We start from the raw sequence: 22,512 nt of genomic DNA, 5'->3' as shown, positions 1-22,512 counted from the left end.
ACCACGCGTGAGTCGGCATGGAATGGCAAGTCATCGGCTATTGAGACAAAATGCCGATGAATCAACGGTATCGGAGGCCCGTCATGCCGGACGAAGCACTGGATCGCCTGGATCTTGCGATCCTCGAAGCGCTGCAGGACAACGCGCGGACGCCGCTGTCGGAAATCGGCAGGCGCATCGGGCTGTCGCAGCCCGCCACGTCGGAGCGCGTCAAGCGGCTGGAAGAACGCGGGATCATCGCCGGCTACGGCGCGCGGATCGATCCGGCGGCGCTGGGGTTGGGCATGATGGCCATCATCCGGCTCAAGACAACGCACGAGCACATCCAGCCGGCGCTGCGCGCGTTCGCCGAGATGCCGCACGTCATCGAAGTCCACCGCATGACCGGCGAGGACTGCTTTCTGCTGAAGGTGCTGGTGCCGACGCCGGGCCAGCTCGAAACCCTCATCGACGCGATTGCCCGCTTCGGCGCGGTCACGACTTCGCTGGTGCTGCGCTCGGAACCGACGAAGGCGATCGGAAAGGCGCTGCTCGGATAACGCTCGCCGGCGGACCGGCTGCGTGACGCATGGAATCGGCAGACCGGTTCGAGCACCGGGCGATCGCGCACACGGTTTTCGTGAGTGACATGAATCGCATCAATCCGGTCAATTGAATTCAAATTAAAAATAACCGAATTCATTTCGTCGCGCACGGTTCGATTTCTTAAAAAAAGATGCGTGATCTGTCGCTCGTTTTATTCATGTTTTCCAATATGTGGATCGAAAATCCTCGTGTTTAGCACGCTTCGGCTAAAAACAATACAACGCATTGCATTCGCAAATTCGTCAGACTAATATCGACGCCACTCGCCCGGCATTCACAAAATTCCGAACGAGGAGCGGCAATATTTTTGCCGCGCTTTCATGTTGAATCACTCATGTTCACCACAGGAGAATTGACATGCAGGAAACCCAGCAAATCGAATTGCTTGACTGGATGCAGGAAGACACGCACCCCGAGGCCGTCGACATGATGGTCGAGGACGCCGTGGTGCCGTTCGGCACCGCGCTCTGGCCGGTCTGAGCGGGCCACCCGTTCTCGCGGAAGGGCCTCGGCCCTTCCGCCGCTTCCGGAGATACGCATGCTGAACCTGCACCGCGCGCTCGGTTTTCACCCGGCGCTGCGCGACAAGCTGGCGCGCGGCGAATCGGGAAAACTGCTGGTCGGCTATGACTCCCGCAACCGCGACACCGCGTTGCGCGCCTTTTCCGCCCTGCCCGATTCGCTCGACGCGACCACCCTCTGCCTCGAAAGCACCGCGCCCGCCGACATCGCCGCCGCGCTCGACGACGCCGACCTGTTCGTGCTGCTGTACGACTCGTCGTGCCTGCCGACGCCGTCGCCGAGCGGGCCGCCCTTTCTCGCCGCGATCCGCCCCGCGATCGTCGAACACTGGAGCAAATCGGTTTTATTCAAGGATTACGGCCCGCACCTCGACGAGGCGTTCGCCGAATCGCTCGACGACATCGCCGCGCGCAACGGCCGGCTGATCGACGCCGCCGCACGCGCGTCGCGGATCCGCTTCATCGACGAAGCCGGCAACACGCTGACGGGCTCGCTCGCGCCGGACCAGAAATGGACGAGCGTGGACGGCATGGGCAACCTCGACGTCGTGCCCGGCGAGATCGCGACGCACGTGACGGACCTGAACGGCACCGTCGTGTTCAGCGGCACGTTTCTCGGCACCGTGCCGTTCGCGATCAAGTACAAGGTGGCCGAGCGGCTCGCGACGCTGCATGTCGAACACAGCACGATCGTCGATTTCGACACCGACGATGCGGGCTTCCGGCGCGATTTCACGACCTATCTCGACCGGCACGCGAATCACCGGCGGATCGAGGAATTCGGCATCGGCACGAACCTCGGCATTCGCGGCCTGTACGGGCGCAACGCGGGGTTCGAGGAACGCCATCCGGGCCTGCATCTCGGCCTCGGCGGCGGCGAAAACGGCAGCCACCATCTCGACCTGATCTTCGCGCGCGGCACGCTCGCGCTCGACGAACGGATCGTGTTCGACGGCGCGTTCGCCGTCTGACGCGGCGGCGGGTTGCTCAGGCTTCGGCGGCCGCCGCGTCGCCGAGCCACTTGAACATCACGAAGCAGTCGACGAAGCCGAGCCGCGCGTGACGGTATGCGCGCGGCACCCGGCCGACGATCTCGAATCCCAGCTTCTGCCACAGCGCGACCGCGACCTCGTTCGTCGCGACCACCGAATTGAACTGCATCGCGAGGAAACCGCGCTCGCGCGCCACCTGTTGCGAGTGCTCGCACATCAGGCGCGCGAGGCCGCGGCCGCGCGCGGCCTCGCTCACCATGTAGCCGCAGTTGCTCACGTGCTTGCCGGGGCCGGCCGCGTTCGCCTTCAGGAAATACGAGCCGAGCACCACGCCGTCCTCTTCGGCGATCCACGTGCAGAGCGGCGCGTCGAGCCACTGTGCGCGTGCCGCTTCCTGGGCCGGCTCGGGATCGAATGCATAGGTTTCCTGAGCAGCGACGATGGCGCGGTAGGTCGGCCAGAAACGGGCGAAATCGTCGTCGGTCATCGGGCGAATCGTGATCATGCGGGGGCTCTCGTGAGGTGATGTCGGCAAGCCAGACGGGCAAACGAGCGATCGTACCGCGATTCATCGACGGTCGCGTTATCGCCGCGCTGCGATATACGACCGGCGGCGTGCCGTATCAGCGCTTGGACGCCTGGCGGAAACTCGACGGGTTGATGAAGCCGGGTAGTCAGGCAGTGCTGTTTTCCGACGCGCGGGCGCACCGTCATGTGTTTCAGCTGCAGGCGTTTTATCTACGCTCGGCGCGGGATACATCGCGCACGCTCGCAAGCTTTGCGCGTCGGGGCAGATCGGCCACGCAGACACGTCTGCATTGGCCGATTCGCGAGCGCTGTTTCGTCGCAATCTGAATCGACTGAATCCACGCCACCGCGCGCCATTCATGCCTCCCCGATCACTCTGACAATCCGCAACAATCTACCGCCATTCCATCTCAATAATACGGCATTTCGCGAACCTCCTGCCTTATCATCAGCATTCCAAATCGATGGAGAAAACTGCGGAATGACCAAGTAGTAGCGGTTCTCCCCATTTGCCTGGTTCGGCGTCGGTAAGCGCTCGCTGCCGTCAATTCTCGGCAACCGTGGGGCGGCGTCGAACATGCGACAACAAACACTGGCAAAGCGGGGGACCCCAATGAGAAAAGCGGCTGTCCGGGATAACGATCCGACAACAACGCGCGGCTTCGTCATCGCAATTTCTTCGACGATTTACGACAAAGGGAAACGTGTCGCATTGAGCGGCGATAAAGCGACATGCGGAAATTGCGAGGGCACCTTCGAAATTGCCGGCTCCGGACAGGGCATGTCAGAAATCGGCCGAAACGTCGTGGTCGACGGTGACCGGGTCACGTGCCCATGCATGAAAAATCGCGTCGTTGCAGGCCGCAACCCTGGGATATTTCTAAAGTCGTCGGGAAACGCGCCGCTCGCGGAATCGAGTCCCTTCCACCGGTGCCCCGCACCGCCCGAACCGGCAGTTCACGACGAGCAGATCCGGTTGATCGATCGATTTTCCGGATGGCCACTCGCCGACATCCGTTATCGAATCACGGACTCTTCAGGTCGGCTCGTCGAGGGGCGGACCGATGAAAAAGGTCTGACATGCCGGGTCGAGACATCCGGTCAGGACGTAATCGACATCGAGATATATCGGGGAACCTAACCAATGTGCAATAGAAGTACGAATCCGCCGCGCGAAGACGGATGGGAATCAGTCGGCACCGTTGCCACGAATACGACAGCGGACTCGATCCGGGATATCGAACTGGACCTGACACCGATATGCCAAAACATGTCGAACAAGACATTCCGGGCATCGATTGTCCGACTTCGCGACATGGCCGTTCCTTTGATTCAGGATCGCATTGCCGGGCTGGCGCGATGGGACGATGCCGAGCAGTCGCGCGCACGGAAGTGGTTCGGCCGAAGCGACGACATCGCACGCGATACCCTGCGGCTCGGAATGCCAAGGCTGTTGGACGCCATGCAATCGCTCAAACCGGAGAACGTCATCAGATGGGATCAGCAGAAACAACGGAACATCACGTGCACCGTCTTTCCGGACAACGGCGACACGGATGCCGCAGTATGCAAGCCCGATTCCGAGAAGCGTATCATCGCGATCTATTCGCATTTCTGCACATCGCCGCCGGCGCAACGCTGGCGAGGATGCCAACTACTCACACTCATTCACGAATGCACGCATTTCGCGGATGTGTTCGACTCCACCGACGAAATGTATGGCGTGTCAATCGGTTTGACCTTCTGGGCACAATCCAATCCCGACAAAGCAATTCGCAACGCGGACAGTCTTGCGTGCTATGTCGGCTTCGAAGGATAAGGAACTCGCGTAATGCGCCTCATTTTCTTCGCGCACCTGTTCGCGCTTTCGATATTCGTCGCAACACCGCTCGCCTACGCCTGCACGATTTCGACGGACATGGCGGATACGTTGCCGCTGAACTCCACCGACATCCCCAACAAGGCACGGATACGGATCGCTGAAATGGTTCTGGAAGCCCGCAACTGGCCAAACGTCGGCATACGCGGGATCGTCTATGCAGGAGGTTACGTCCGGGAACGCGATCCGGCCGCCCTCGCTCATCGGCGCGCCGTTGCCCTGAAAACCTACCTTATCCAGTTAGGCATCGGTGAACAGAACATCTGGGTGGATACAAGGACCATCAAACACCCGGACGTCGACAACGACGGACGCCTTTCGCTCAATCAGATTGCCGTGACGCTGGTCCCGATATGCGACGGAGGGTGCGAGCGCTTGTGCGGCGATCCCCGCGTGACGCCGACATCCAAAGCCATTCGCTAGCCCGTCCCGCCCCATATCAACGAAGCAACCATGAACCCATCCCACGGCGCTGTATCGCATCACGACGCGGAAATCGTCGAACTACGCACCGACCCCGGGCTTGCAGCCGCCTATTTGAAGGTCGCGGCTGAATCGCTCGACGGTCCCGACAATCACGCCGCGGCCGTCGTCGCACTGCAAGCGGTCATCGAAGCCGGCAACCTTTCCGGTCTTCCGTCTGCCGGCCCGCAAACCTGAATGCCCCCTCACGGCTGAACCATCCACACCAGCAGCATCTCATCCGGCGCGGCCTTCATCCCCGCCGGCGGATGCGCGATCGTCGGCTCCACCGCCAACGCGTGCGCGATCGCCGCCGCATCGTCGATCGTCGTCGTGTGCACGATCGTCATCAGCCGCGCCGGCCGACGCAGCGTTTCGCGATACAGCGCGCCGTACCACAGCGGCCGCATGCCGAGCGCATCCTGCAACACGTACGGATAGCGCCACAACCGCAGCACCAAGCGGCTTTCCGGGTGGGCCGGATCGACGCGAACGAACACGCGCCGCGTGCTCTCGCCATGCGTATAGCGCGGCAGCACAGGCAGCGTATCGGGGGGCGGCTGCGGCACTAGCCAGCGCAGCGCGGTGGCCGGCGACCACGGCGTCGCGCGCTGCCAGCCGGCCTGCGCGAGATGGCGGTCGAGCGTGTCCGACGTCGCGCTCCATTGCAGCGGCAGATATTCCTCGCGGTCGCCGCCGATCTCGGTGCGCCGCGTCGGCACGCGCTGCCACCCGCCACGCAACCACTGGTCGACGGTCATCGCGACCACGTCGCCGACACGCGGACGCGCCGCGCGATCGCGCTGCCATTGCGCGGGCACCGTCCATACGCCGGCCGTCGCGAGCACGACGACGACCGCGACGAGCGCGCCGCGCGGCTGCACGTGCTCGCGCACGCGCCAGTACGCATAGGCGCCGGCGAGCAACGCGAACCATGCGAGCCCGAGGCTCCACCCGCCCAGCAGGCCCGACAACCAGGTATCGCCGACGTACAGCCGCGCGAAGCCGCCAAGCACGATCCACAGCACGACCGCCGTCACCACCGGAATGCGCCACGGCGCGGGCCGATCGCGCGCGAGCACCCAGCCAAGGCCGCTGCTCGCGAGGATCGCGAAGGCGGCGTCGCCGTCCGGCAGCGGCACGTGCAGCGCGCCGGGCGGCAGGCTCATGGGCGTCGCGCCGGGCGCGCCCGCGCCGAACACCGGCACGAGCACGACGGCGACGCCGACCGTCGCGAGCCACCACACGGCCGTCAGCCAGCAGCGATGGATCATCAGCCAGACGAGAAACGCGGCCGCGACGATCAGCCCCGTGTCGTGCCCATGCAGCACGGCGAGCGCGCTCATCGCGGCGTCGACGGGCGGCGTGCGCAGGCGCTGCAGGAACGCGTACAGCGCGATGTCCGCATGCATCAGCGGATCGTTCGCGACGACGTCCTGCACGATCCCCGCGAACAGCCACACGCAGCCGATGAACAACAGCGCGAGCGTGGGCACCGCGCCCGGCAACCCGCGCAGGTATGCGATCCCGTCGTGCAGCCGCGCGCCGAACCGCGGCCAGCGACGCACGCACGCGTGCACCGCTTCGGCGAGCGCACGACACAACAACGGCCAGCCGCGTCTCAGCGCGACGCGCACGCCGATCCACACGAGCGCGACCAGCGCGGCCACGACCAGCAGGATCGCGGCGACCCGCACGCTGATCGCCGCGGCCAGCGCGGCCGACGCGCCGAACAGGATGCCGGGCGCGACGTGCACGGGCGCCCACACGAGCGCCGAGATCGCGTTGACCGGATAGAACGACCGGCGCGGCAGCGTCGCGCAGCCCACGACGACCGGCACGACCGCCCGCACCGGCGCGAGAAAGCGCGCGAGCACGATGCTCTTCATGCCATGACGCAGCACGAACTCCTCGCCGCGTGCGTAGACGCCCGCGGAGCCGAAGCGCGCCCACATCTCGCGGATCATCCCGCGGTAACGTCGCCCGAGTTCGTAGCTGATCCCGTCGCCGATCACCGCGCCGACTGCCGCGACGCCGATCGTCGCCCATGCGTCGAGCGCACCGGCGCCGATCAGTGCCCCGGCCGCGAACATCACGGCGCCGGCCGGCACGACCGTGCCGATCAGCGCGATCGCTTCGGCACACGCGGCCACGAACACGATCGCCAGTACGAGCAGCGGATGCGCGCCGATCGCGCCGACCCACGCATGGATCGCGTCGCTCATCGCACACTCCCGAACGGTGCGGCCCGATGCGCGAACAGCGGGCCGGCAGAGGCATCGAATACGTTCATCGCGACATGCGCGTGCTCGCGCCGGCGTCGGAGGCCAGCGTCAATCGAACTCGTGTTGCCGCGCGTCGACCTCGAGCGGCGCATCGTGGTAGCCGACCGTCGCGATCTCGTGCAGATAGCGAGCAAGAAACGCGCCGATCGAGCCGGCGGCCTCGTATTGATGCACGTGACGGAACTCGTGGGTCAGCAGCCGGCGCGTGTCCTGCCCGCGCAGCACGTACACCGCGTGACCGAGCGTGAGGCCGATCGTCCCGGGCGCCAGCAGCCCGGTATCGCGGGCGATCGCGGCAAGCGTCGGCGTGTCGGGAAACGGCATGCGCTCGACCGTCATCACGCGAATCCGGTCCGGGTGCGCGACGTCCACCGTGCGCGCGTCGTCGGCTTGCGCCGGCGTCAGCGGCGCGCCCTGCGCGAGCCCGCGCGCCGCCTCCGCTTCGGCCCAGGCGACCGCGGCAGGCAATGCGGACGGCAGGATATCGGCCAGGTCGATCATTGCGGGGCTCCTCGGTTCGAACGGACGGCATCGGGCACCAGTTTAGTCCCGAATCGGAACGATTCGCGGGGCCGGCCCGTCGAGGCCGCGCCGGCCCGCATCGGGTGCAACGATCATCCGGGAATACCCTGGTTCGCATGGGCGGCGCACGGGGTGCTGTCCCGTGAATTATTTCGTCGCAGTGCGGATTCCTCGATCAACCGTCTTGAAAATTTCGCGAACGAGTACCGTTTTCGGGTCCGGGGGAATATATTGGTCAGAAGAACGGCCGCGGCGACAAACCGGACAGCAACGACAGCAACGCGCGGCGTCATCCCGAAGAGGAACGCTGGAAGATGATCAGGGTAATTCTGGCTGACGATCACGCAGTCATGCGGGACGGACTGCGTCACATTCTGGAGATGGCCGGCGGTTTCGAGATCGTCGGCGAGGCGAGCGACGGCTCGGGCACGCTCGCGCTGGCCGAGCGCATGGCCGCCGACGTGCTGCTGCTCGACCTGTCGATGCCCGCGCCGACCGGCATCGAGCTGATCCGGCTGGTCAAGCGCCAGGCGCCGTCGCTGCGCACGCTGGTGTTGACGATGCACACCGAAGCGCAGTACGCGGCGCGCGCGTTCAAGGCCGGCGCCACCGGCTACCTGACGAAGGACAGTGCGACCGTCGAGCTCGTCGAGGCCGTCGGCAAGGTCGCGGCGGGCGGCGTCTACGTGAGCCCGTCCGCGGCGGAAAGCCTCGCCCACACGCTGCGCGCGCCGGCTCAGGCCCTGCCGCACGAGCGACTGTCCGCGCGCGAGTTCGACGTGATGCGCCGCATCGTCGCCGGTCAGACCGTCACGCGAATCGCGTCCGAACTCGCGCTGAGCGCGAAGACGGTCAGCACGTACAAGACGCGGATCCTCGAAAAGATGGGGCTGCCGCACGAAGCCGCACTGGTCCGCTACACGGTGCGCCACGATCTCGATCTCGGGGCCGACGACGCATGATGGCCGCCTTCCGCTTCCCGCCCGCTCCGCCGCCGCCGCCGCCGAACGACGCTGATCGGGACACGTCGCGCCTGTTCATGTCGTCGCTGCCGCCGGGCCGTCGCGAACGGCGGCTCGCGCTCGCGACGGTGCTCGTATCGGCCGTGATCTTCGCCGCGCTCGCGCCGTTCGCGGCCAGGCCGCTCGCGCCGGGCTGGGCGTTCATTCCCGTGTATCAGTCGGCGATCGTCGTCGACGACATGGTGACGGCCGGCCTGCTGCTCGGCCAGTACGCGATCCTGCGCGAAAAGCCGCTGCTCGTGCTGGCGGGCGGCTACCTGTTCACGGCGTTCATGGCCGGCACGCACATGCTGACCTTCCCCGGGTTGTTCGCGCCGACCGGCCTGCTCGGCGCCGGGGAGCAGACCACCGCATGGCTGTACCTGTTCTGGCATGGCGGCTTTCCGCTATCGGTCGCCGCGTACGCGCTGCTGCGCGCGACGTCGCGCGGGCGTCCGGCCCCGGCCCCGGCTCCGGCACCGCAGCGCCGCGCGGCGATTCCGGTCGGCCTCTGCATCGCCGCCGCGATCGGCGCGACGGTCGCGCTCGCGCTGCTCGCGACGGCCGGCCACGACCTGCTGCCGCACATCATGAGCGGCAACCGGATGACCGCGACGATGACGAAAGCGATCACCGTCGTCTGGGGCTTGAACCTGGTCGCGCTGATGCTAATGTGGCGGCAGCGGCGCCGCCATTCCGTGCTCGACCTGTGGGTGATGACGGTGCTCGTCGCGTGGCTGTTCGACATCGCGCTGTCGTCGATGCTGAATCACGGCCGCTTCGATCTCGGTTTCTATGCGGGGCGCGCGTATGGTCTCGTCGCATCGGGCGTCGTGCTGTTCGCGATGCTGTTCGAGAACGGCCGGCTGCACGCGCAGACGGTACGTGCGCTGGCCGGCGCACGCTTTCAGCATTTGCTCGTCGTACAGAAAAGCGCGCAGTTGAACGATGCGAACGAACGGCTCGAACAGCGCGTCGCCGCACGCACCGCGCAGCTGAGCGCGTCGAACCGCGACTTGCGACGCGAAGTCGAGGAGCGCGTGCGCGCGGAACGGGCGCTTCAGGCGTCGCGCGAGGAGTTGCGCGAGATCGCCGCGATCAGCGCCAGCGCACGCGAAGCCGAGCAGCGCCGCATCGCGCGCGAACTGCACGACGAACTGGCGCAGTCGCTCGCGGCGCTGAAAAACGATCTCGAATGGCTGATCGACCGCGTGCCGCAGGACGACGCATCGCTCGCACGCAAGATCGCGGCGATGCATGCGCTCGCGCGCGGCGCGGTGGCCGCGACGCGCCGCATCGCGTCGGACTTGCGCCCGCTGATGCTCGACGATCTCGGCTTCGCGGCGGCGATGCAATGGCTCGTGGAAGATTTCCGGCATCGTCACGGGATTACCTGTTCGCTGCACGTCGAGCCGCCCGAGTTGCAACTCGACGAGCCGTATGCGACGGCCGTGTTCCGCATCGCGCAGGAAGCGCTCGCGAACGTCGCCCGGCACGCGGCCGCATCGCACGCGGACGTCGAGCTCGTGTGCGGCAGCGAAGCGATCGCGCTGACGATACGCGACGACGGCGCGGGCTTCGATCCCGCCGTGCCGCGCAAGTCGGCTTCGTTCGGGCTGGTGGGGTTGCGCGAGCGTGCGTATCTGGTCGGCGGCACGCTGCGGATCGCGACGACGCTCGGCGAAGGCACGACGGTCGAGGTCGAGATTCCGCGGGTACCGTCGCCTGTGGCGCTCGCGCATGGCGAGCACGGAGGTTCGCGGGGGTAGACAGGGGGCGGCGGGAGACGCCGGACAACGACGGTTTAGTCGACTGCCTTCGTCGAGCACGCCGCTTTCGGCAGGCGTTCGAGTTCCGCGCGCACGTTTGCCGCATCGATGTATTCGCCGGTCCGCCGCGCCTCGTCACGCGATGCCCGCCCACGTGCGAAAAACGCGCGCCGCGCGCGATGCGCAACGCCGTCGCAAGACATGTCCATCGTCGCCCCTTTCGTCATTTCCCGCTCCATTCGTCGCATGTGCCCGGCACGGTAGCGCGCTCGAGTACCTGCCGCCGAACCGGCATGCGTCGTCCTGTTTCCGGATCATCGGAAACAGGACGACGCCGCGGCAACGCCGCACGCCATCACGCCCGCGCCGCGACCATCCCTCGCTCCGAGCGCGTCCACGCGACCAGCGCACCGAAGCCGAGCAACGCGAGGCACACGATCGGCACGATCATCGGCCCGAACGCGGTGCCCGTCACCTTGCCCGCGAACGGCATCAGGTTCTGGCTGAAGAAGCCGCCGAGGTTGCCGATCGAGTTGATCGCCGCGACGCTCGCGGCCGCCCGTGCGCCGGTGAAGTAGCGCGGCGGCATTGACCAGAAGCACGGATACAGCAGCGGAATGCACGCGCCGCCCAGCACGAGCGCGATGAAGCGCAGCGGCGTCGACGGCAGCACGAGACTCAGCAGGAAGCCGAGCGCGCCGAGCGCCGCGACGATCGCGATCGTGCGCAGGATGCTCTTCGCGCGGCGCAGCTTCGCCGGCAGCCACACCAGCAGCACCACCGCGAGCGCCCACGGCAGCATGCTCAGGAACCCGTTCGTGGCGCTCGACACGCCGAACGATTTCACGAGCGTCGGCAGCCAGTACGTGACGCCGTACAGCGACGTCGACATCAGCATGTAGGTCGCCGCGAACAGCATCACGCGCGGATCGAGCAGCGCCTTCCACGGCTGGCCGTGCTCGGCCTGCGCCGGCTTTTCGCGCTCCAGCGCGGCCGCGACGATCTGCTTCTCGCGCTCGTCGAGGAACGGCGCTTCGCGGAACGATGCGGGCAGCACGCGGAACACGACAATCGCGACGATCACGGCCGGGATGCCCGTCGCGACGAACACCCACTGCCAGCCCGCCAGCCCCCACACGCCGTTCAGGCTCAGCAGCAGGCCGCCGACCAGCGAGCCGAGCATGTTCGCGAGCGCGCTGCCGAGCGTGAAGATGCCGAGCACCTTCGCGCGGTAGCTCTGCGGAAACCACAGCGTCAGGTAATAGATCACGCCCGGATAGAAGCCGGCCTCGGCGATGCCGAGCACGAAGCGCAGCGAGCAGAACGCGGGCATCGACGTCGTGAAGCCCATCAGCACCGTGATGAGCCCCCACGTCAGCATGATGCGTGCGAGCCACACGCGCGCGCCGTAACGATGCAGCGCGAGCGTGCTCGGCACCTCGAACAGCAGGTAGCCGATGAAGAACAGCGACGACGCGAGCCCGAACGCGGCTTCCGTCATCCCGAGGCTGTGCACCATCTGCAGTTTCGCGAAACCGACGTTCTGCCGGTCGATGAACGCGATCAGGAACATCACGACGAGGATGGGCAGCAGGCGCCGCGCCATCTTCGACATGATGCGCTGTTCTTCGGCGAACGCGGGGTCCAGGGTGTCGGTAGCGTTCACTTCAGGCTCCTTGGGGTGAATCGGTTGCATATTGGTTGAATCGGCGCCGCGCTTGATGAACGCGCGGGCGTCACGTGGTTCGATGAATGGACGCGGATCGCGACCCGCGTGGCTCAACCCGACCGGTAGTCGTCGAGCATCGGCGCGAACATCTCGTGCCACGCGCGCGGCTTCGCCTTGATCGTGCCGGCCAGGTACAGGAAGTCGACGTAGTCCATCAGCTGGTTCGGCCGCACGGAGAAGCGCGTGTCCGGCGCGGCGAGCATCCTCGTCACGTCGTCGTGCGACACGCCGACGCCGGACGACGCCGCATAGAGCGCGGCCGCCGCGCGCGGGTCCTGCGCGATCAGGCGGTTCGCTTCGTCGAGCGCGCCGAGAAACGCGGCGGCGAGCGCCGGCTCCGTATCGACGAGCCGCTTCGGCGCGAACACGACGTCGAGCGTCATCGGGCCAAGCACGTCGACCGAACTCACGACACGGTGAATACCCGGCTGCCGCAGTTCCAGCGTCGAGAACGGCGGCGACGTGAAGTGCGCGGTCACGCCGTTCTCGCGGCGGATCAGCGCCTGCATCGCCTGCGGATGCGGCAGGTTCACGGTGATCGAATCGAGCTGCGCGAAATGCGTCGGGCCGAGCTGCCGGCTCGCGACCATCTGCAGCACGACCGCCGACAGCGACGTGCGGATGCCCGGCACCGCGATCCGGTCGGACGGCGTGAAGTCGCGCAGCGACACGAGGCCCGCGCGATTCGCGTTCAGCGACAGCGACGTGGTCGACAGCCCGCTGATGCCTATTACCTCGACGTTCGGAATGCCGCGCGCCCGCGCCCACAGCTCGATGAAACCCGGCGCGCCGGCGCCGGCGAAATCGAGCGTGCCGGCCATCATCGCGTCGTTGACGGAATTGCCGCCGTCGAGCAGCACCCAGTCGACCGCGACGTCGCGCACGCCGTGGCGCGCCGCATGCTGCTCGAACAGCCGCTGCTTCTCCATCACGAGCAGCGGCAGGTACAGCACGCCATAGCCTTTCGAGATCCGCACCGTGCGCGGCTTCGCGCGCACGAGCGCCGGCGCTCCGAGCACGCCCAGCACGCCGAGGCCGGCTGCGATCAACGCGCGGCGGCGCGGCGACGCGATCATGCACGCACCGCCGTGCGGCGGACGGCCAGCGGCCGCGCGCAAGCCGGCGTGACGCCGCGGCGCGCGTTCGTCGTGCCCGTGACATGCTGCATGTTGCCGTCTCCTTGAATATTTCTGGTATTAATGCCGTCCTTGCATCCTGCTTCCGGCTCGACACAGGTTATCGGCCGAGTCTGAGAAAATGCTGACATCCCTGCCCCGGGAAAACCCCTAATCCACCTACCTGCGAACGGCACCATGCGCATTCTCGTCGTGGAGGACGATGCCGAAATCGGCGCGGCGATCCGCAGCCGGCTGGCGCGGCTCGGCCACGCCGTCGATCTCGAAACCGACGGCGCGACCGCGAACGGGCTGCTGCGCGTCGAGCGCTTCGATCTCGTCGTGCTCGATGCGAACCTGCCCGGCATGGACGGCTTCACGGTGTTGCGCCACCTGCGCGCGTCCGGCAGCACGACGCCCGTGCTGCTCGTCACCGCGCGCTCGGCGATCGACGACCGTGTGAGCGGCCTCGGCCTCGGCGCCGACGACTACCTCGTGAAGCCGTTCGACTACCGCGAACTCGACGCACGCGTGCAGGCGCTCCTGCGCCGCAACAGCGGACACGCGAACGACGTGCTGACGCTCGCCGGCCTCGTGATCGACCGCAGCAGCCGCCTCGCGGAACTCGACGGCCAGCCGCTGTCGCTGTCGCGCCAGGAATTCGCGTTGCTCGAAATCCTCGCGAGCCGCCCACAGCGGATCTTCTCGAAGGAAGAACTGCTGAATCAACTGTTCAGCTTCGGCAACGAGCCGACCGCGAACGCGGTCGAGCAATACGTGACGCGCGTGCGCAGGAAGCTGCAGGGCAGCTCGGTCGAAATCCGCACCGCGCGCGGAATGGGGTATCAGATTGCGGCGCACTGACTGGTTCCCGAAGACGCTGTTCGGGCGCACGCTGCTGTTCATCGCGCTCGTCGTCGCGACCGGCGCGCTCGCGCTCGCCGCGACCGCGCGCTACTACGCGGGCGTCGCGGCCGAACGCGCGTACGACCAGTTGCTCGCCGGCGCATCGATCCAGGTCGCGGAAAACCTCTACGTGCAAGGCGGCGTGCTCGCGCTGAATCCGCCGGTGGCCGCGCTGTCGACGCTGTCGCGCTACGACCTCGTCTACTACAAGGTGGTCGATTCGCGCGGCGTGGTCGTGGCCGGCTACAACGATCTCGCGAGCTCCGCGACGCTCGCCGCCGCGAAGCAGGGCCCCGCGTTCGCGAATGCCGTCTACCAGGGTCACCGGGTGCGCACCGCGACGATCGCGCGCTACATGCCCGAGGAGAGCACGCCGGGCTGGGCGCTCGTGACGGTTGCGCAGACAACCAACGCCCGCCAGCAACTGACGAACGACATGAGCATCAAGGTATGGACGCTGATCTTGCTGATGAGCGTGCTCGCGATCGGCGCGAGCGGCCTCGCGATCCGGCGCGGCCTGCGCCCGCTCGCGCAGATCGGCACGATCATCGCCGCGCGCGACCCGGCCGACCTGCGGCCGGTGGCCGTCGATACGCCGAGCGAAATCGATGCGATCATCGGGTCGATCAACGGCCTGATGCATCGCCTCGCCGAGCGGATCAACGCGATGCAGCGCTTCATCGCCGACGCCGCGCATCAGATGCGCACGCCGCTCGCGCGGCTCGACGCGCAGATCGAGCTCCTCGACGGCGAATCGGATCCGGCGCGCCACGCGGCGCGGCTCGATGCGTTGCGTGCGACCTCTTCGGACGTCGGCCGGCTCACCGGCCAGTTGCTCAATCATGCGATGGTGATTCACCGCACCGAGGCCGTGCCGCTGCAACCGGTCGAACTCGTCGCGCTCGCGAAAGAGGTCCTGGGCCGCACGATTCCGCTCGCCGGCGAGCGCGACGTGGCCGTTGCGTTCGCGAGCGACGCGCCGCATGCATGGATCGACGGCGACGCGATCAGTCTGCAGGAAGCGCTGTCGAACGTGCTGCACAACGCACTGCTGCATGGGCATGCGGACGACATCGTCGTGTCGGTCGCGACCATGGGGAATGCGGATCAGGCGGTGACGCTGACCGTCACCGACAACGGGCGCGGGATACCGCGCGAGCATTGGGGCGCGGCGTTGCAGCCGTTCGTGCGGATCGCGCCGGACGGCAGCGAGCGGCGTACCGGGTCCGGGCTCGGGCTCGCGATCGTGCAGGAAGTGATGAAGGCGCACGGCGGGCGCGTCGGGTTCGCGTTTCCCGAAGCAGGCGGGTTCGCGGTGGTGCTGACGTTTCCGCGCGCGGCGGCGACGCACGCCGCAAGCGACGCTTAGGCAACCCCAGATCCTGCGCAGTCAGGCCCGATTGAACGCCGCCGGACGACACGCGTTCAGTCGTCGCTGTCCCGATCGTCGTCGGCGTTGCGCTGCGCGTGTCGTGCAACCCGTTCGTCCAGCTCGTCAAACTGGCGCGCGCAGAACAACCGGCACAACGCATCGACGTCGACGCGCTTTCTCACGTCGATCGTCTCGACGTACTGCTCCAGCTTGCCCTTGCCGATGCCGAAAAGCCCCTTCTTCATCCGCATGGACACCGCATTGAGCTGGAAGCCGTCCGAGCGTGCGTCCGTCAACGCAGTCACCCACAGCTCGCGCTGATCGTCGGCATGCTGCAGCACGAGCGCCGGTAGCGGGCCGTCCTGCGTCTCGTTCCATTCGACATGCTGAGCAGCCCAAGGAAACGCATCGAACGCATGAACGAACGACGCGTAGTCGGTCGCGCCCTGCTGATCGAGCTGATTGAAATCGTAGCCGACTTTCTGGATCGAATAGGTCAACATGGCGCGGCAACCCCGTGGCGGTCGAGATCAGGAGACCGTCAATCTACCGTGAATTTCGGTATCGGTGACGATTTTTCCAGGCGGCTCATGAACGCACATTCGCCGTCGCCGCACGGTGACCGCACGCACGAACGCGGCGCGGCCGTGCCCGCATCACGCCTTGTGCATCGACAACACAATGCCCGTTTCGGTATTGGCGATACCCGTTCGGTAACCGCGTGCGATGGAGCAGAAACCGAATCAGCGGAAAAGCGTCGCGAAGTGGTGCCGCACGCCTGAATGAAACCGGCTTCGCGGTCGTGCCAGGGGCGGCACGACCGCGACCGAGACCGGACGCTTCGATCCGCGAACGAGATCGAAGCGTCCCGTACTGTTCTCAATCGCCCAGCAGCTTCAACCCGGCCGGCAGCGTTTCGCCGAACACGCGCACCGTATCGGCTTCGTCGAACGCGATCGCCTCACGGACCATGTCGATCCACGCCGCCGATGCATTCGCGGCCGACAGTCGCTTGATGACGGCCTCGCGCGTGTCGTCCGGCAGATCACGCGAACGATCGCCCGTCATCCGCGCGATCTGCGCAGCCGCGAACGCAGCCGGCTCGACCTGCTTCCAGTCAAGCGCGAACAGCGCATCGAGCCAGCCGATCACGGTTTCCGCCGGCACCACACTATGCGCGCTGCCATAGAACGGCCGGCGCGCACCGATCCGCCCGAGCGCCCACGCGCACAACGCGCGTTCGGCCGGCTTCTGCAATTGCACGATCAAGCGTCCGGCCAGTTCGACCTTGCGTTCGACAGGCAGCCGTTCGAGCGACGCGGACAACCGCGTCATGTCCGCCGGCCCGACCTTGGCCGGATCGAACGGCAGCTTGCGCCGCTTGTCGTCGGACGGTTCGAGGAACGCGATTGCGTCGCGCACCTGCGTCTGCGCATCGTCGTCGAGGCCGCCGGCCACGCGCCGCCACAGCGTCCACCACTCGGACCACACCTGCGCGTCGGTCACGTATTGAATGCCGTCGTCGAACAGCGGCCACAGCTGCTCGACGCGCCACGCGTCGAGCGGATGGCCGAAGCCCGGACGCAGGCAATACCCGGCGAGATTCAGCCATGCGCGCTCGTGATCGGCCGAGCGGCGCCGTCGCCGCGCCCGCGCGAGCAATGCGTCGAACAGTTCGCGCGCCAGCGCGACGTCCCAGTCTTCGCGCGCGCCGAGTACCTGTTCCAGTTGCGCGCGCAACCGGCGCGTGTCCTTCGGCGTGACGCCCGCAACCTTGCTGCCGAACGAGCGCTCGATCAGCTCGATCGCCTGGTCGAGCCGCGGATGCCGGGCGGGCGCCGCATCGTCGCCGTGAACCGGCGCATCGCCGCGCAACTGGAATTCGAGCCGCCAGCGGCGCGCCGCGTCGTCGGTCGCGATGCAATGCATTTCGAGCGTGCCGACCTCGGTCAGCGACGCGGTGAGCTTCACCGGCGTTTCGCGCGCGTCGCCGGCCGCCTTCGCGTCGACGACCGTCGCGATCGGCGGCAGCCGCACGAAATCGCCGCCGTCGAGATCGACGAGATCGCCGGGTCGATATTTCGTGTCTGCCACCGTCGATACGAGGTGGAAGCGCACCGGCTGTCCCAGCTGCAGCGCGAACGTGCGATCGTCGAGCCGGATCTCGCGGCCCTCTTCCGCACCGCGCGGCAGCAGGCAGACGCCGCGCGCGCCCGCGTCGCCTTCGCCATCGTCGAGCACGAGGAAATAGCTGCGCGCGGAGCCGCCGCCGATGCGCGGCGCATGGCCGGCACGCGCGAGCCCGTAGGCCACCGCGCCGCGCGCGACGGCCACATCGGGATGCGCGTTGTGCAGCACGTCGAGCGGTGCGCCGCGCCACGCACCGAGCGTCTGCGCGAGACGGCCGGCGAGCGCGCCCGCGCGGAACACGCCGCCGTTGAGCAGCAGCGTGTCGGGCAGCGGGCCTTCCGCATGACGGTTCAGGAACGCGGCGACGTGGCGCGTGACAGCCGCGTCGCTCGCATACGGCAAGCCGAATTCGACGATCGCCGCGCGCGCGCGGCGCGGCAATTCGCCGGCCTCGACCTGCGGAAAGAACCCGTCGACGACGATCTGCTCGACTTCCTGCCGTGTCAGCTCGGCCGAGCGCGCGCCGCCGACGAGCTTGCTGCCCGCGCCAAGCAGCGTGACGGTGACGGACGCCGGCGCGTCGTCGCCGAGCAGCCGCTCCTTCGCCGCACGGCAGCGCTCGACGAGTTGCGACAGGCTCGCGGCCGACAGCCGCGTACCGGGCTCGGTCAGCCGCGACTCGACCAGGCGCGCGAGCGCGAGGTCCATGTTGTCGCCGCCGAGCATCAAGTGATTGCCGACGCCGACGCGCGTAAAGGTCGGCTCGCCGTCGTCGCCCGGCGCGACGTCGACGAGCGTGAGGTCGGTCGTGCCGCCGCCGACGTCGCAGATCAGCACGCGCCGCGGCGCGGCGAACGTGTCGCGCAACGTCGCGCGCTGGCCGTACAGCCAGTCGTAGAACGCGGCCTGTGGCTCCTCCAGCAGCCGCAGCGCCGGCAGCTTCGCGCGTTTGGCGGCTTCGACCGTCAGCGCGCGCGCGCCGTCGTCGAACGACGCGGGCACCGTCAGGATCACGTCCTGCCGCGCGAGCGGCGCATCGGGAAAGCGTGCGTCCCACGCGTCGCGCACGTGCGCCAGGTAGCTCGCGCTCGCATCGACCGGCGACACCTTGTCGACGCCGTCGGCCGCGCCCCACGGCAGGATCGCCGCGAGCCGGTCGACCGCGGCGTGCGACAGCCAGCTCTTCGCGCTCGACACGAGCCGGCCCGGCACCTGCGCGCCGAGCGTGCGCGCGTAGCGGCCGATCACGGCGGGCCGTGCACCGGCCGCATTAGCGTGGGCCTTCGGATCGGCCTTCGCATCCGCGTTCGGAGCGGCCTTCGCATCGGCCGCCCACGGCAGCCGCAACGCATCCGGCGGCAGTTCCCCCGCCGCCGGGTGATAGCGCACCGACGGCAGCAGCGGCTGCGCGGCCACCGCGCCGGGGCCGACCAGTTGCTCGACGTCGAACACGCGGATCGCGTCGGAACCGGCTTCGACGTACGCGACGACCGTATTGCTCGTGCCGAGGTCGATGCCGACCGTATAACGCTTCATCGCGCTCAGGCGCCGCCGCGCACGTCGAACTCGACCTTCCAGCACTCGTTCGTGCCGCTCGGGATCGCCTCGAGTTCGAGCGTGCCGGCTTCGGTCACGCGCGCATGCAGCTTCACCGGCACGACTTCGCCGACGGTGCGCCCTTCGGCGGGCAGCGTCGCCTGGATTTCCTCCAGCTCCTGCAGCTCTTCCGCCGACCAGTAGTCGAGCAGCGTGCCGACCTGGTCCTGACGACGCACCGACGACCCGAAGAAGCGGAACTGCACCGGTTCGCCGACGACGAGGCCGAACTCCTGCGGCGGCAGCGCCGCGTCCGAGCCTTCCTCCATCCCGAACGGCGCGACGCACAGCGCCTGCACCGGCGGCTCCAGCCCCGGCACCGCGGGCATCGCCGATTCGATCGCGACGTAGTACGCGCGCGCCGTGCCGCCGCGAATGCGCACGCCGCGGCCGCGCTTCACGTAGCCGTAGTACGCCGCGCCGCGCGCGACCGCGAGATCGAGATCCGCGCCTTCGAGCAGGCGCGCGGGCGGCGCGCCTTCGGCGGCGAGCCAGCCGTTGAGCGTGTCGAGGACGCGCTGCGTGAGCAGCGTCGACTTGAACACGCCGCCGTTGAACAGCACGGCGGTCGGATGCAGGAACGTCGCGCCTTGCGGCAGCGTGCGCTGCACGCCTTCGAGCGTGTCGAGCGCCGCGACCTGGCGGCCGAGGAACGCCGCGAGATGGCGCGTGATGCCGGCATCCTGCGCATACGGCAGGCCGAGCTGCGTCAGGCCGACACGCGCGCGGCTCACCGGGCGCGCGGCCGCATCGACCTGCGGGAAGAAGCCTTCGAGGATCGTCTGCGTCAGTTCCGCGCGCGTCAGCTCCGTGCGGATCGAGCCGCCGATCAGCTTCGAGCCGCGGCTCGGCACGACGAGCGGCACCGCGTCGGTCGTCGGGTCGGACAGCAGCGTTTCCTTCGCCGAACGGCACGCGTAGGTCAGCGCGCGCAGTTGCCACGGATCGGCCTGCGTGCCTTGCTGCGCGAGCTTGCGTGCGACCACGTGCGCGAGCGCGAGGTCCATGTTGTCGCCGCCGAGCAGGATGTGCTCGCCCACCGCCACGCGATGCAGTTCGAGATTGCCGTCACGCTCGACCACCGCGATCAACGACAGGTCGGTCGTGCCGCCGCCGACGTCGACGCACAGGATCAGGTCGCCGACCTGCACCTGCTTGCGCCAGCCGCCTTCGCTCTTCTGGATCCAGCTGTAGAGCGCCGCTTGCGGCTCTTCGAGCAGCGTCATCCGCGAGTAGCCGGCGGCGCGTGCGGCCTCGGCCGTCAGCTCGCGCGCGGCCGGATCGAACGACGCGGGAATCGTGACCGTCACGTCCTGGTCGGCGAACGGCGCGTCGGGATGCGCGTGGTCCCATGCTTCGCGCAGGTGCGTCAGATAACGGATCGAGCTTTCCAGCGGCGACACGCGCGCCACTTCCGGCGGCGCATCGCTCGGCAGGATCGCCGCGCGGCGATCGACGCCCGGATGGCACAGCCAGCTTTTCGCGCTCGACACGAGGCGGATCGGCGTGCCGGCGCCGCGCGTGCGCGCCATCTCGCCGACCGCGAACGCGCGCGAGGCCGTCCACGGCAGCGTCAGGTCGCCCTGCGTCAGCTCGCTTTCATGCGGCAGGTAGAGGAACGACGGCAGCAGGTCGCGCGATTCCAGCGCGCCCGGTGCGGTGAGCTGCGCGATCGGCAGCACCTGCTGCACGATCTTTTCGCCGTCGCTCGTGCTGCTGTCGACGTACGACAGCGCGCAATGGGTCGTCCCGAGGTCGATACCGATCGAATAGCGCGGATCGCTCACAGTTCCACCTCCGCCGGTGCGACGACCGATGCGTCGTGGCTGCCCGTCAGCTTCGGCAGGCGCACGTCGGACACGCGCCAGCCGCGATGGCTGACGGTGCCGGTAAACGGCGCGGAGCCGACCACGTTGCCGGTCACGCGCACGGCCGTCGCGTCGAAGCCGGCCGGCAGCGTCACGCGGCTGCCTTCGGCTTCGTCGCGCACCGGCACGATCGTGAAGTGTTCGCGCAGCGCGGCACGGCAGCCGTCGTGCACGAGGCGCGCGGCCGCGCCGATGTCGGCGTCCGCGTAGCCGGCGATGTCTTCCTCGACGAAATCGATGAAACGCGCATCGCGTTGCAGCAGGCCGAGCAGTTGCAGGGCGGCCTGCGGGCTCGCTTCGCGCAGCTCCGGGGCCGACGCCTTCACCGGCGCGGGTGCGACGGGCGCGGCAGCGGGCGCCGGCGTCGGGACCGGCGCGACCGGGGCCGGGGCCGGGGCGCCATCGCGCACGCGCAGCACTTCGGCGGCGAATTCGCGATTGCCGAGCACGGAAAAGAACGTGCCGACGGCCAGCGACAGCCGGCCGAAGAAGGACAGGTTGGATTCGGGCATGGGGTCTGGACTCCTGTGGGCTCGCGGCAGGGCGAGCGTTTCTTGCCTGGGCGCCCGGCGGCGGCGTGCGGCCTGCGCACTGGCGCCGCCCGGCGCGTGATTCGAACGCGCCCTCGCGGGTGCGGAAAACCCGTATTTTGCCCTGTGGCGGGCGAACCGGGCAGAAGTTGAGGGACAGAACATCGCGGCGCGACGGTTTCGATCGCGCCGGGGCGCGCCGAAGCGTGCGTCATGCGCGTACTACGGGCGTGCTGCGCTGCGTCAGCGCGGCTTGCGCAGCCGCGCCGCCTTCGCTTCGAAATCCTGCGACAGCATGCCGAGCGTGACTTCGCCGAAGCGCGCGAGCAGCGCTGCTTCGGCGTCCTTCAGCGCCGCCGACAGATGCGCGTTGACCGCCTGTTCGACCAGGCATTCGGGCGCGTCCTCGGACACCAGGTCGGAAAACAGCGGCGGCTCGCCCACCGCGCGATAGACGTCGAGCAGCGTGATGGCGTCGAGCGCGACGCTCAGCGCCCAGCCGCCGCCGTGCCCCTTCTCCGACTGCACGTAGCCGCCATCGCGCAAGCCGCCGAGCAGGCGCCGCACGACGACCGGATTCGTGCCCAGCATCGTCGCGATCGTCTCCGACGTCAGCGGGCCGTCGGCCTGGTCCATGTGGATCAGCGCATGCAGCATGCGCGACAAACGGCTGTCGGTTCTCACGGGCGGGACTCCCCTTTCTCGAAACTTCTGAAGTTGCA

23 protein-coding genes are annotated in these 22,512 nt (G+C 67.9%); 13 read left to right on the top strand and 10 right to left on the bottom strand.

Going from position 1 to position 22,512, the window contains the following annotated elements; genetic code table 11:
- Positions 1 to 83: 83 nt before the first annotated feature.
- The 3 genes from QZM72_RS07200 (at position 84) to QZM72_RS07190 (ending at position 2,077) form a co-directional block, all read left to right on the top strand.
- On the top strand, positions 84 to 539 hold the full coding sequence (locus tag QZM72_RS07200; RefSeq protein WP_301737668.1) for an Lrp/AsnC family transcriptional regulator: 456 nt from the start codon (positions 84 to 86) through the stop codon (positions 537 to 539).
- Positions 540 to 942: 403 nt separating this feature from the next.
- Entirely contained in the window at positions 943 to 1,065 is a 123-nt protein-coding gene (locus QZM72_RS07195) for a hypothetical protein (RefSeq protein WP_006479692.1), read from the top strand.
- A gap of 58 nt (positions 1,066 to 1,123) precedes the next feature.
- The gene (locus QZM72_RS07190; RefSeq protein WP_301737667.1) at positions 1,124 to 2,077 is read left to right on the top strand and encodes a leucyl aminopeptidase; all 954 of its coding nucleotides are present in this window, start codon (positions 1,124 to 1,126) and stop codon (positions 2,075 to 2,077) included.
- A 16-nt stretch (positions 2,078 to 2,093) separates the two neighbouring features.
- Here the strand turns inward: QZM72_RS07190 and QZM72_RS07185 are convergent, their stop codons facing one another.
- Entirely contained in the window at positions 2,094 to 2,603 is a 510-nt protein-coding gene (locus tag QZM72_RS07185; RefSeq protein WP_301737666.1) for a GNAT family N-acetyltransferase, read from the bottom strand.
- Between the two features lie 20 nt (positions 2,604 to 2,623).
- Here QZM72_RS07185 and QZM72_RS07180 point away from each other — a divergent pair, with 20 nt between their 5' ends.
- The 5 genes from QZM72_RS07180 to QZM72_RS07160 all read left to right on the top strand — a co-directional run bounded on the left by QZM72_RS07180 (position 2,624) and on the right by QZM72_RS07160 (position 5,165).
- Entirely contained in the window at positions 2,624 to 2,953 is a 330-nt protein-coding gene (locus QZM72_RS07180; protein ID WP_301737665.1) for a hypothetical protein, read from the top strand.
- Positions 2,954 to 3,203: 250 nt separating this feature from the next.
- Positions 3,204 to 3,767, top strand: coding sequence for a PAAR domain-containing protein (locus QZM72_RS07175; RefSeq protein WP_301737664.1), 564 nt, complete (start codon positions 3,204 to 3,206; stop codon positions 3,765 to 3,767).
- 129 nt (positions 3,768 to 3,896) lie between these two features.
- Positions 3,897 to 4,445, top strand: a complete 549-nt coding sequence (locus QZM72_RS07170) for a M35 family metallo-endopeptidase (RefSeq protein ID WP_301737663.1) — start codon at positions 3,897 to 3,899, stop codon at positions 4,443 to 4,445.
- A 12-nt stretch (positions 4,446 to 4,457) separates the two neighbouring features.
- Positions 4,458 to 4,928: a hypothetical protein gene (locus QZM72_RS07165; RefSeq protein WP_089469099.1), complete on the top strand. Its 471-nt coding sequence runs from the start codon at positions 4,458 to 4,460 to the stop codon at positions 4,926 to 4,928.
- Positions 4,929 to 4,958: 30 nt separating this feature from the next.
- Positions 4,959 to 5,165, top strand: coding sequence for a hypothetical protein (locus QZM72_RS07160; protein WP_301737662.1), 207 nt, complete (start codon positions 4,959 to 4,961; stop codon positions 5,163 to 5,165).
- 8 nt (positions 5,166 to 5,173) lie between these two features.
- On the opposite strand, the gene QZM72_RS07155 is transcribed toward QZM72_RS07160, so the two are convergent.
- Both QZM72_RS07155 and QZM72_RS07150 read right to left on the bottom strand, forming a co-directional pair.
- Positions 5,174 to 7,192, bottom strand: a complete 2,019-nt coding sequence (locus QZM72_RS07155; RefSeq protein ID WP_301737661.1) for an LssY C-terminal domain-containing protein — start codon at positions 7,190 to 7,192, stop codon at positions 5,174 to 5,176.
- A 108-nt stretch (positions 7,193 to 7,300) separates the two neighbouring features.
- Complete coding sequence (locus QZM72_RS07150; protein WP_089469096.1) at positions 7,301 to 7,753, bottom strand: hypothetical protein; 453 nt, start codon at positions 7,751 to 7,753, stop codon at positions 7,301 to 7,303.
- Positions 7,754 to 8,088: 335 nt separating this feature from the next.
- Between QZM72_RS07150 and QZM72_RS07145 the strand changes: the two genes are divergently transcribed.
- Complete coding sequence (locus QZM72_RS07145; RefSeq protein WP_301737659.1) at positions 8,089 to 8,736, top strand: response regulator transcription factor; 648 nt, start codon at positions 8,089 to 8,091, stop codon at positions 8,734 to 8,736.
- Complete coding sequence (locus QZM72_RS07140) at positions 8,736 to 10,544, top strand: sensor histidine kinase (RefSeq protein ID WP_301737724.1); 1,809 nt, start codon at positions 8,736 to 8,738, stop codon at positions 10,542 to 10,544. Before QZM72_RS07145 ends, QZM72_RS07140 begins: the two co-directional genes overlap by 1 nt.
- A gap of 355 nt (positions 10,545 to 10,899) precedes the next feature.
- Here the strand turns inward: QZM72_RS07140 and QZM72_RS07135 are convergent, their stop codons facing one another.
- Both QZM72_RS07135 and QZM72_RS07130 read right to left on the bottom strand, forming a co-directional pair.
- Positions 10,900 to 12,210 (bottom strand): MFS transporter, encoded by a 1,311-nt coding sequence (locus QZM72_RS07135; protein ID WP_301737658.1) that lies wholly within the window; start codon positions 12,208 to 12,210, stop codon positions 10,900 to 10,902.
- Positions 12,211 to 12,323: 113 nt separating this feature from the next.
- Positions 12,324 to 13,349: an ABC transporter substrate-binding protein gene (locus QZM72_RS07130; RefSeq protein ID WP_301737657.1), complete on the bottom strand. Its 1,026-nt coding sequence runs from the start codon at positions 13,347 to 13,349 to the stop codon at positions 12,324 to 12,326.
- Positions 13,350 to 13,586: 237 nt separating this feature from the next.
- Here QZM72_RS07130 and QZM72_RS07125 point away from each other — a divergent pair, with 237 nt between their 5' ends.
- Both QZM72_RS07125 and QZM72_RS07120 read left to right on the top strand, forming a co-directional pair.
- The gene (locus tag QZM72_RS07125; protein ID WP_301737656.1) at positions 13,587 to 14,252 is read left to right on the top strand and encodes a response regulator transcription factor; all 666 of its coding nucleotides are present in this window, start codon (positions 13,587 to 13,589) and stop codon (positions 14,250 to 14,252) included.
- The gene (locus tag QZM72_RS07120) at positions 14,239 to 15,663 is read left to right on the top strand and encodes a sensor histidine kinase (protein ID WP_301737655.1); all 1,425 of its coding nucleotides are present in this window, start codon (positions 14,239 to 14,241) and stop codon (positions 15,661 to 15,663) included. The genes QZM72_RS07125 and QZM72_RS07120 overlap by 14 nt, the downstream gene beginning before the upstream one ends.
- A gap of 56 nt (positions 15,664 to 15,719) precedes the next feature.
- On the opposite strand, the gene QZM72_RS07115 is transcribed toward QZM72_RS07120, so the two are convergent.
- Positions 15,720 to 16,169, bottom strand: a complete 450-nt coding sequence (locus tag QZM72_RS07115) for a hypothetical protein (RefSeq protein WP_301737654.1) — start codon at positions 16,167 to 16,169, stop codon at positions 15,720 to 15,722.
- 48 nt (positions 16,170 to 16,217) lie between these two features.
- On the opposite strand from QZM72_RS07115, the gene QZM72_RS07110 reads away from it, so the two are divergent.
- On the top strand, positions 16,218 to 16,448 hold the full coding sequence (locus QZM72_RS07110) for a hypothetical protein (protein ID WP_301737653.1): 231 nt from the start codon (positions 16,218 to 16,220) through the stop codon (positions 16,446 to 16,448).
- 97 nt (positions 16,449 to 16,545) lie between these two features.
- Here the strand turns inward: QZM72_RS07110 and QZM72_RS07105 are convergent, their stop codons facing one another.
- The 4 genes from QZM72_RS07105 to QZM72_RS07090 all read right to left on the bottom strand — a co-directional run bounded on the left by QZM72_RS07105 (position 16,546) and on the right by QZM72_RS07090 (position 22,474).
- Positions 16,546 to 19,332: an Hsp70 family protein gene (locus tag QZM72_RS07105; protein WP_301737652.1), complete on the bottom strand. Its 2,787-nt coding sequence runs from the start codon at positions 19,330 to 19,332 to the stop codon at positions 16,546 to 16,548.
- Positions 19,333 to 19,337: 5 nt separating this feature from the next.
- Positions 19,338 to 21,179, bottom strand: coding sequence for an Hsp70 family protein (locus QZM72_RS07100; RefSeq protein WP_301737651.1), 1,842 nt, complete (start codon positions 21,177 to 21,179; stop codon positions 19,338 to 19,340).
- Positions 21,176 to 21,772: a DUF2760 domain-containing protein gene (locus tag QZM72_RS07095; protein ID WP_301737650.1), complete on the bottom strand. Its 597-nt coding sequence runs from the start codon at positions 21,770 to 21,772 to the stop codon at positions 21,176 to 21,178. The genes QZM72_RS07100 and QZM72_RS07095 overlap by 4 nt, the downstream gene beginning before the upstream one ends.
- A gap of 261 nt (positions 21,773 to 22,033) precedes the next feature.
- Positions 22,034 to 22,474, bottom strand: coding sequence for an Rrf2 family transcriptional regulator (locus QZM72_RS07090; protein WP_301737649.1), 441 nt, complete (start codon positions 22,472 to 22,474; stop codon positions 22,034 to 22,036).
- Positions 22,475 to 22,512: the final 38 nt, after the last annotated feature.

It is taken from the genome of Burkholderia sp. AU45388, from assembly GCF_030481585.1.
Taxonomy (GTDB): Bacteria; Pseudomonadota; Gammaproteobacteria; order Burkholderiales; family Burkholderiaceae; genus Burkholderia; species Burkholderia sola.
Note: the sequence above shows the minus strand (reverse complement) of the source record. Positions and strands in the feature narration are given on the sequence as shown.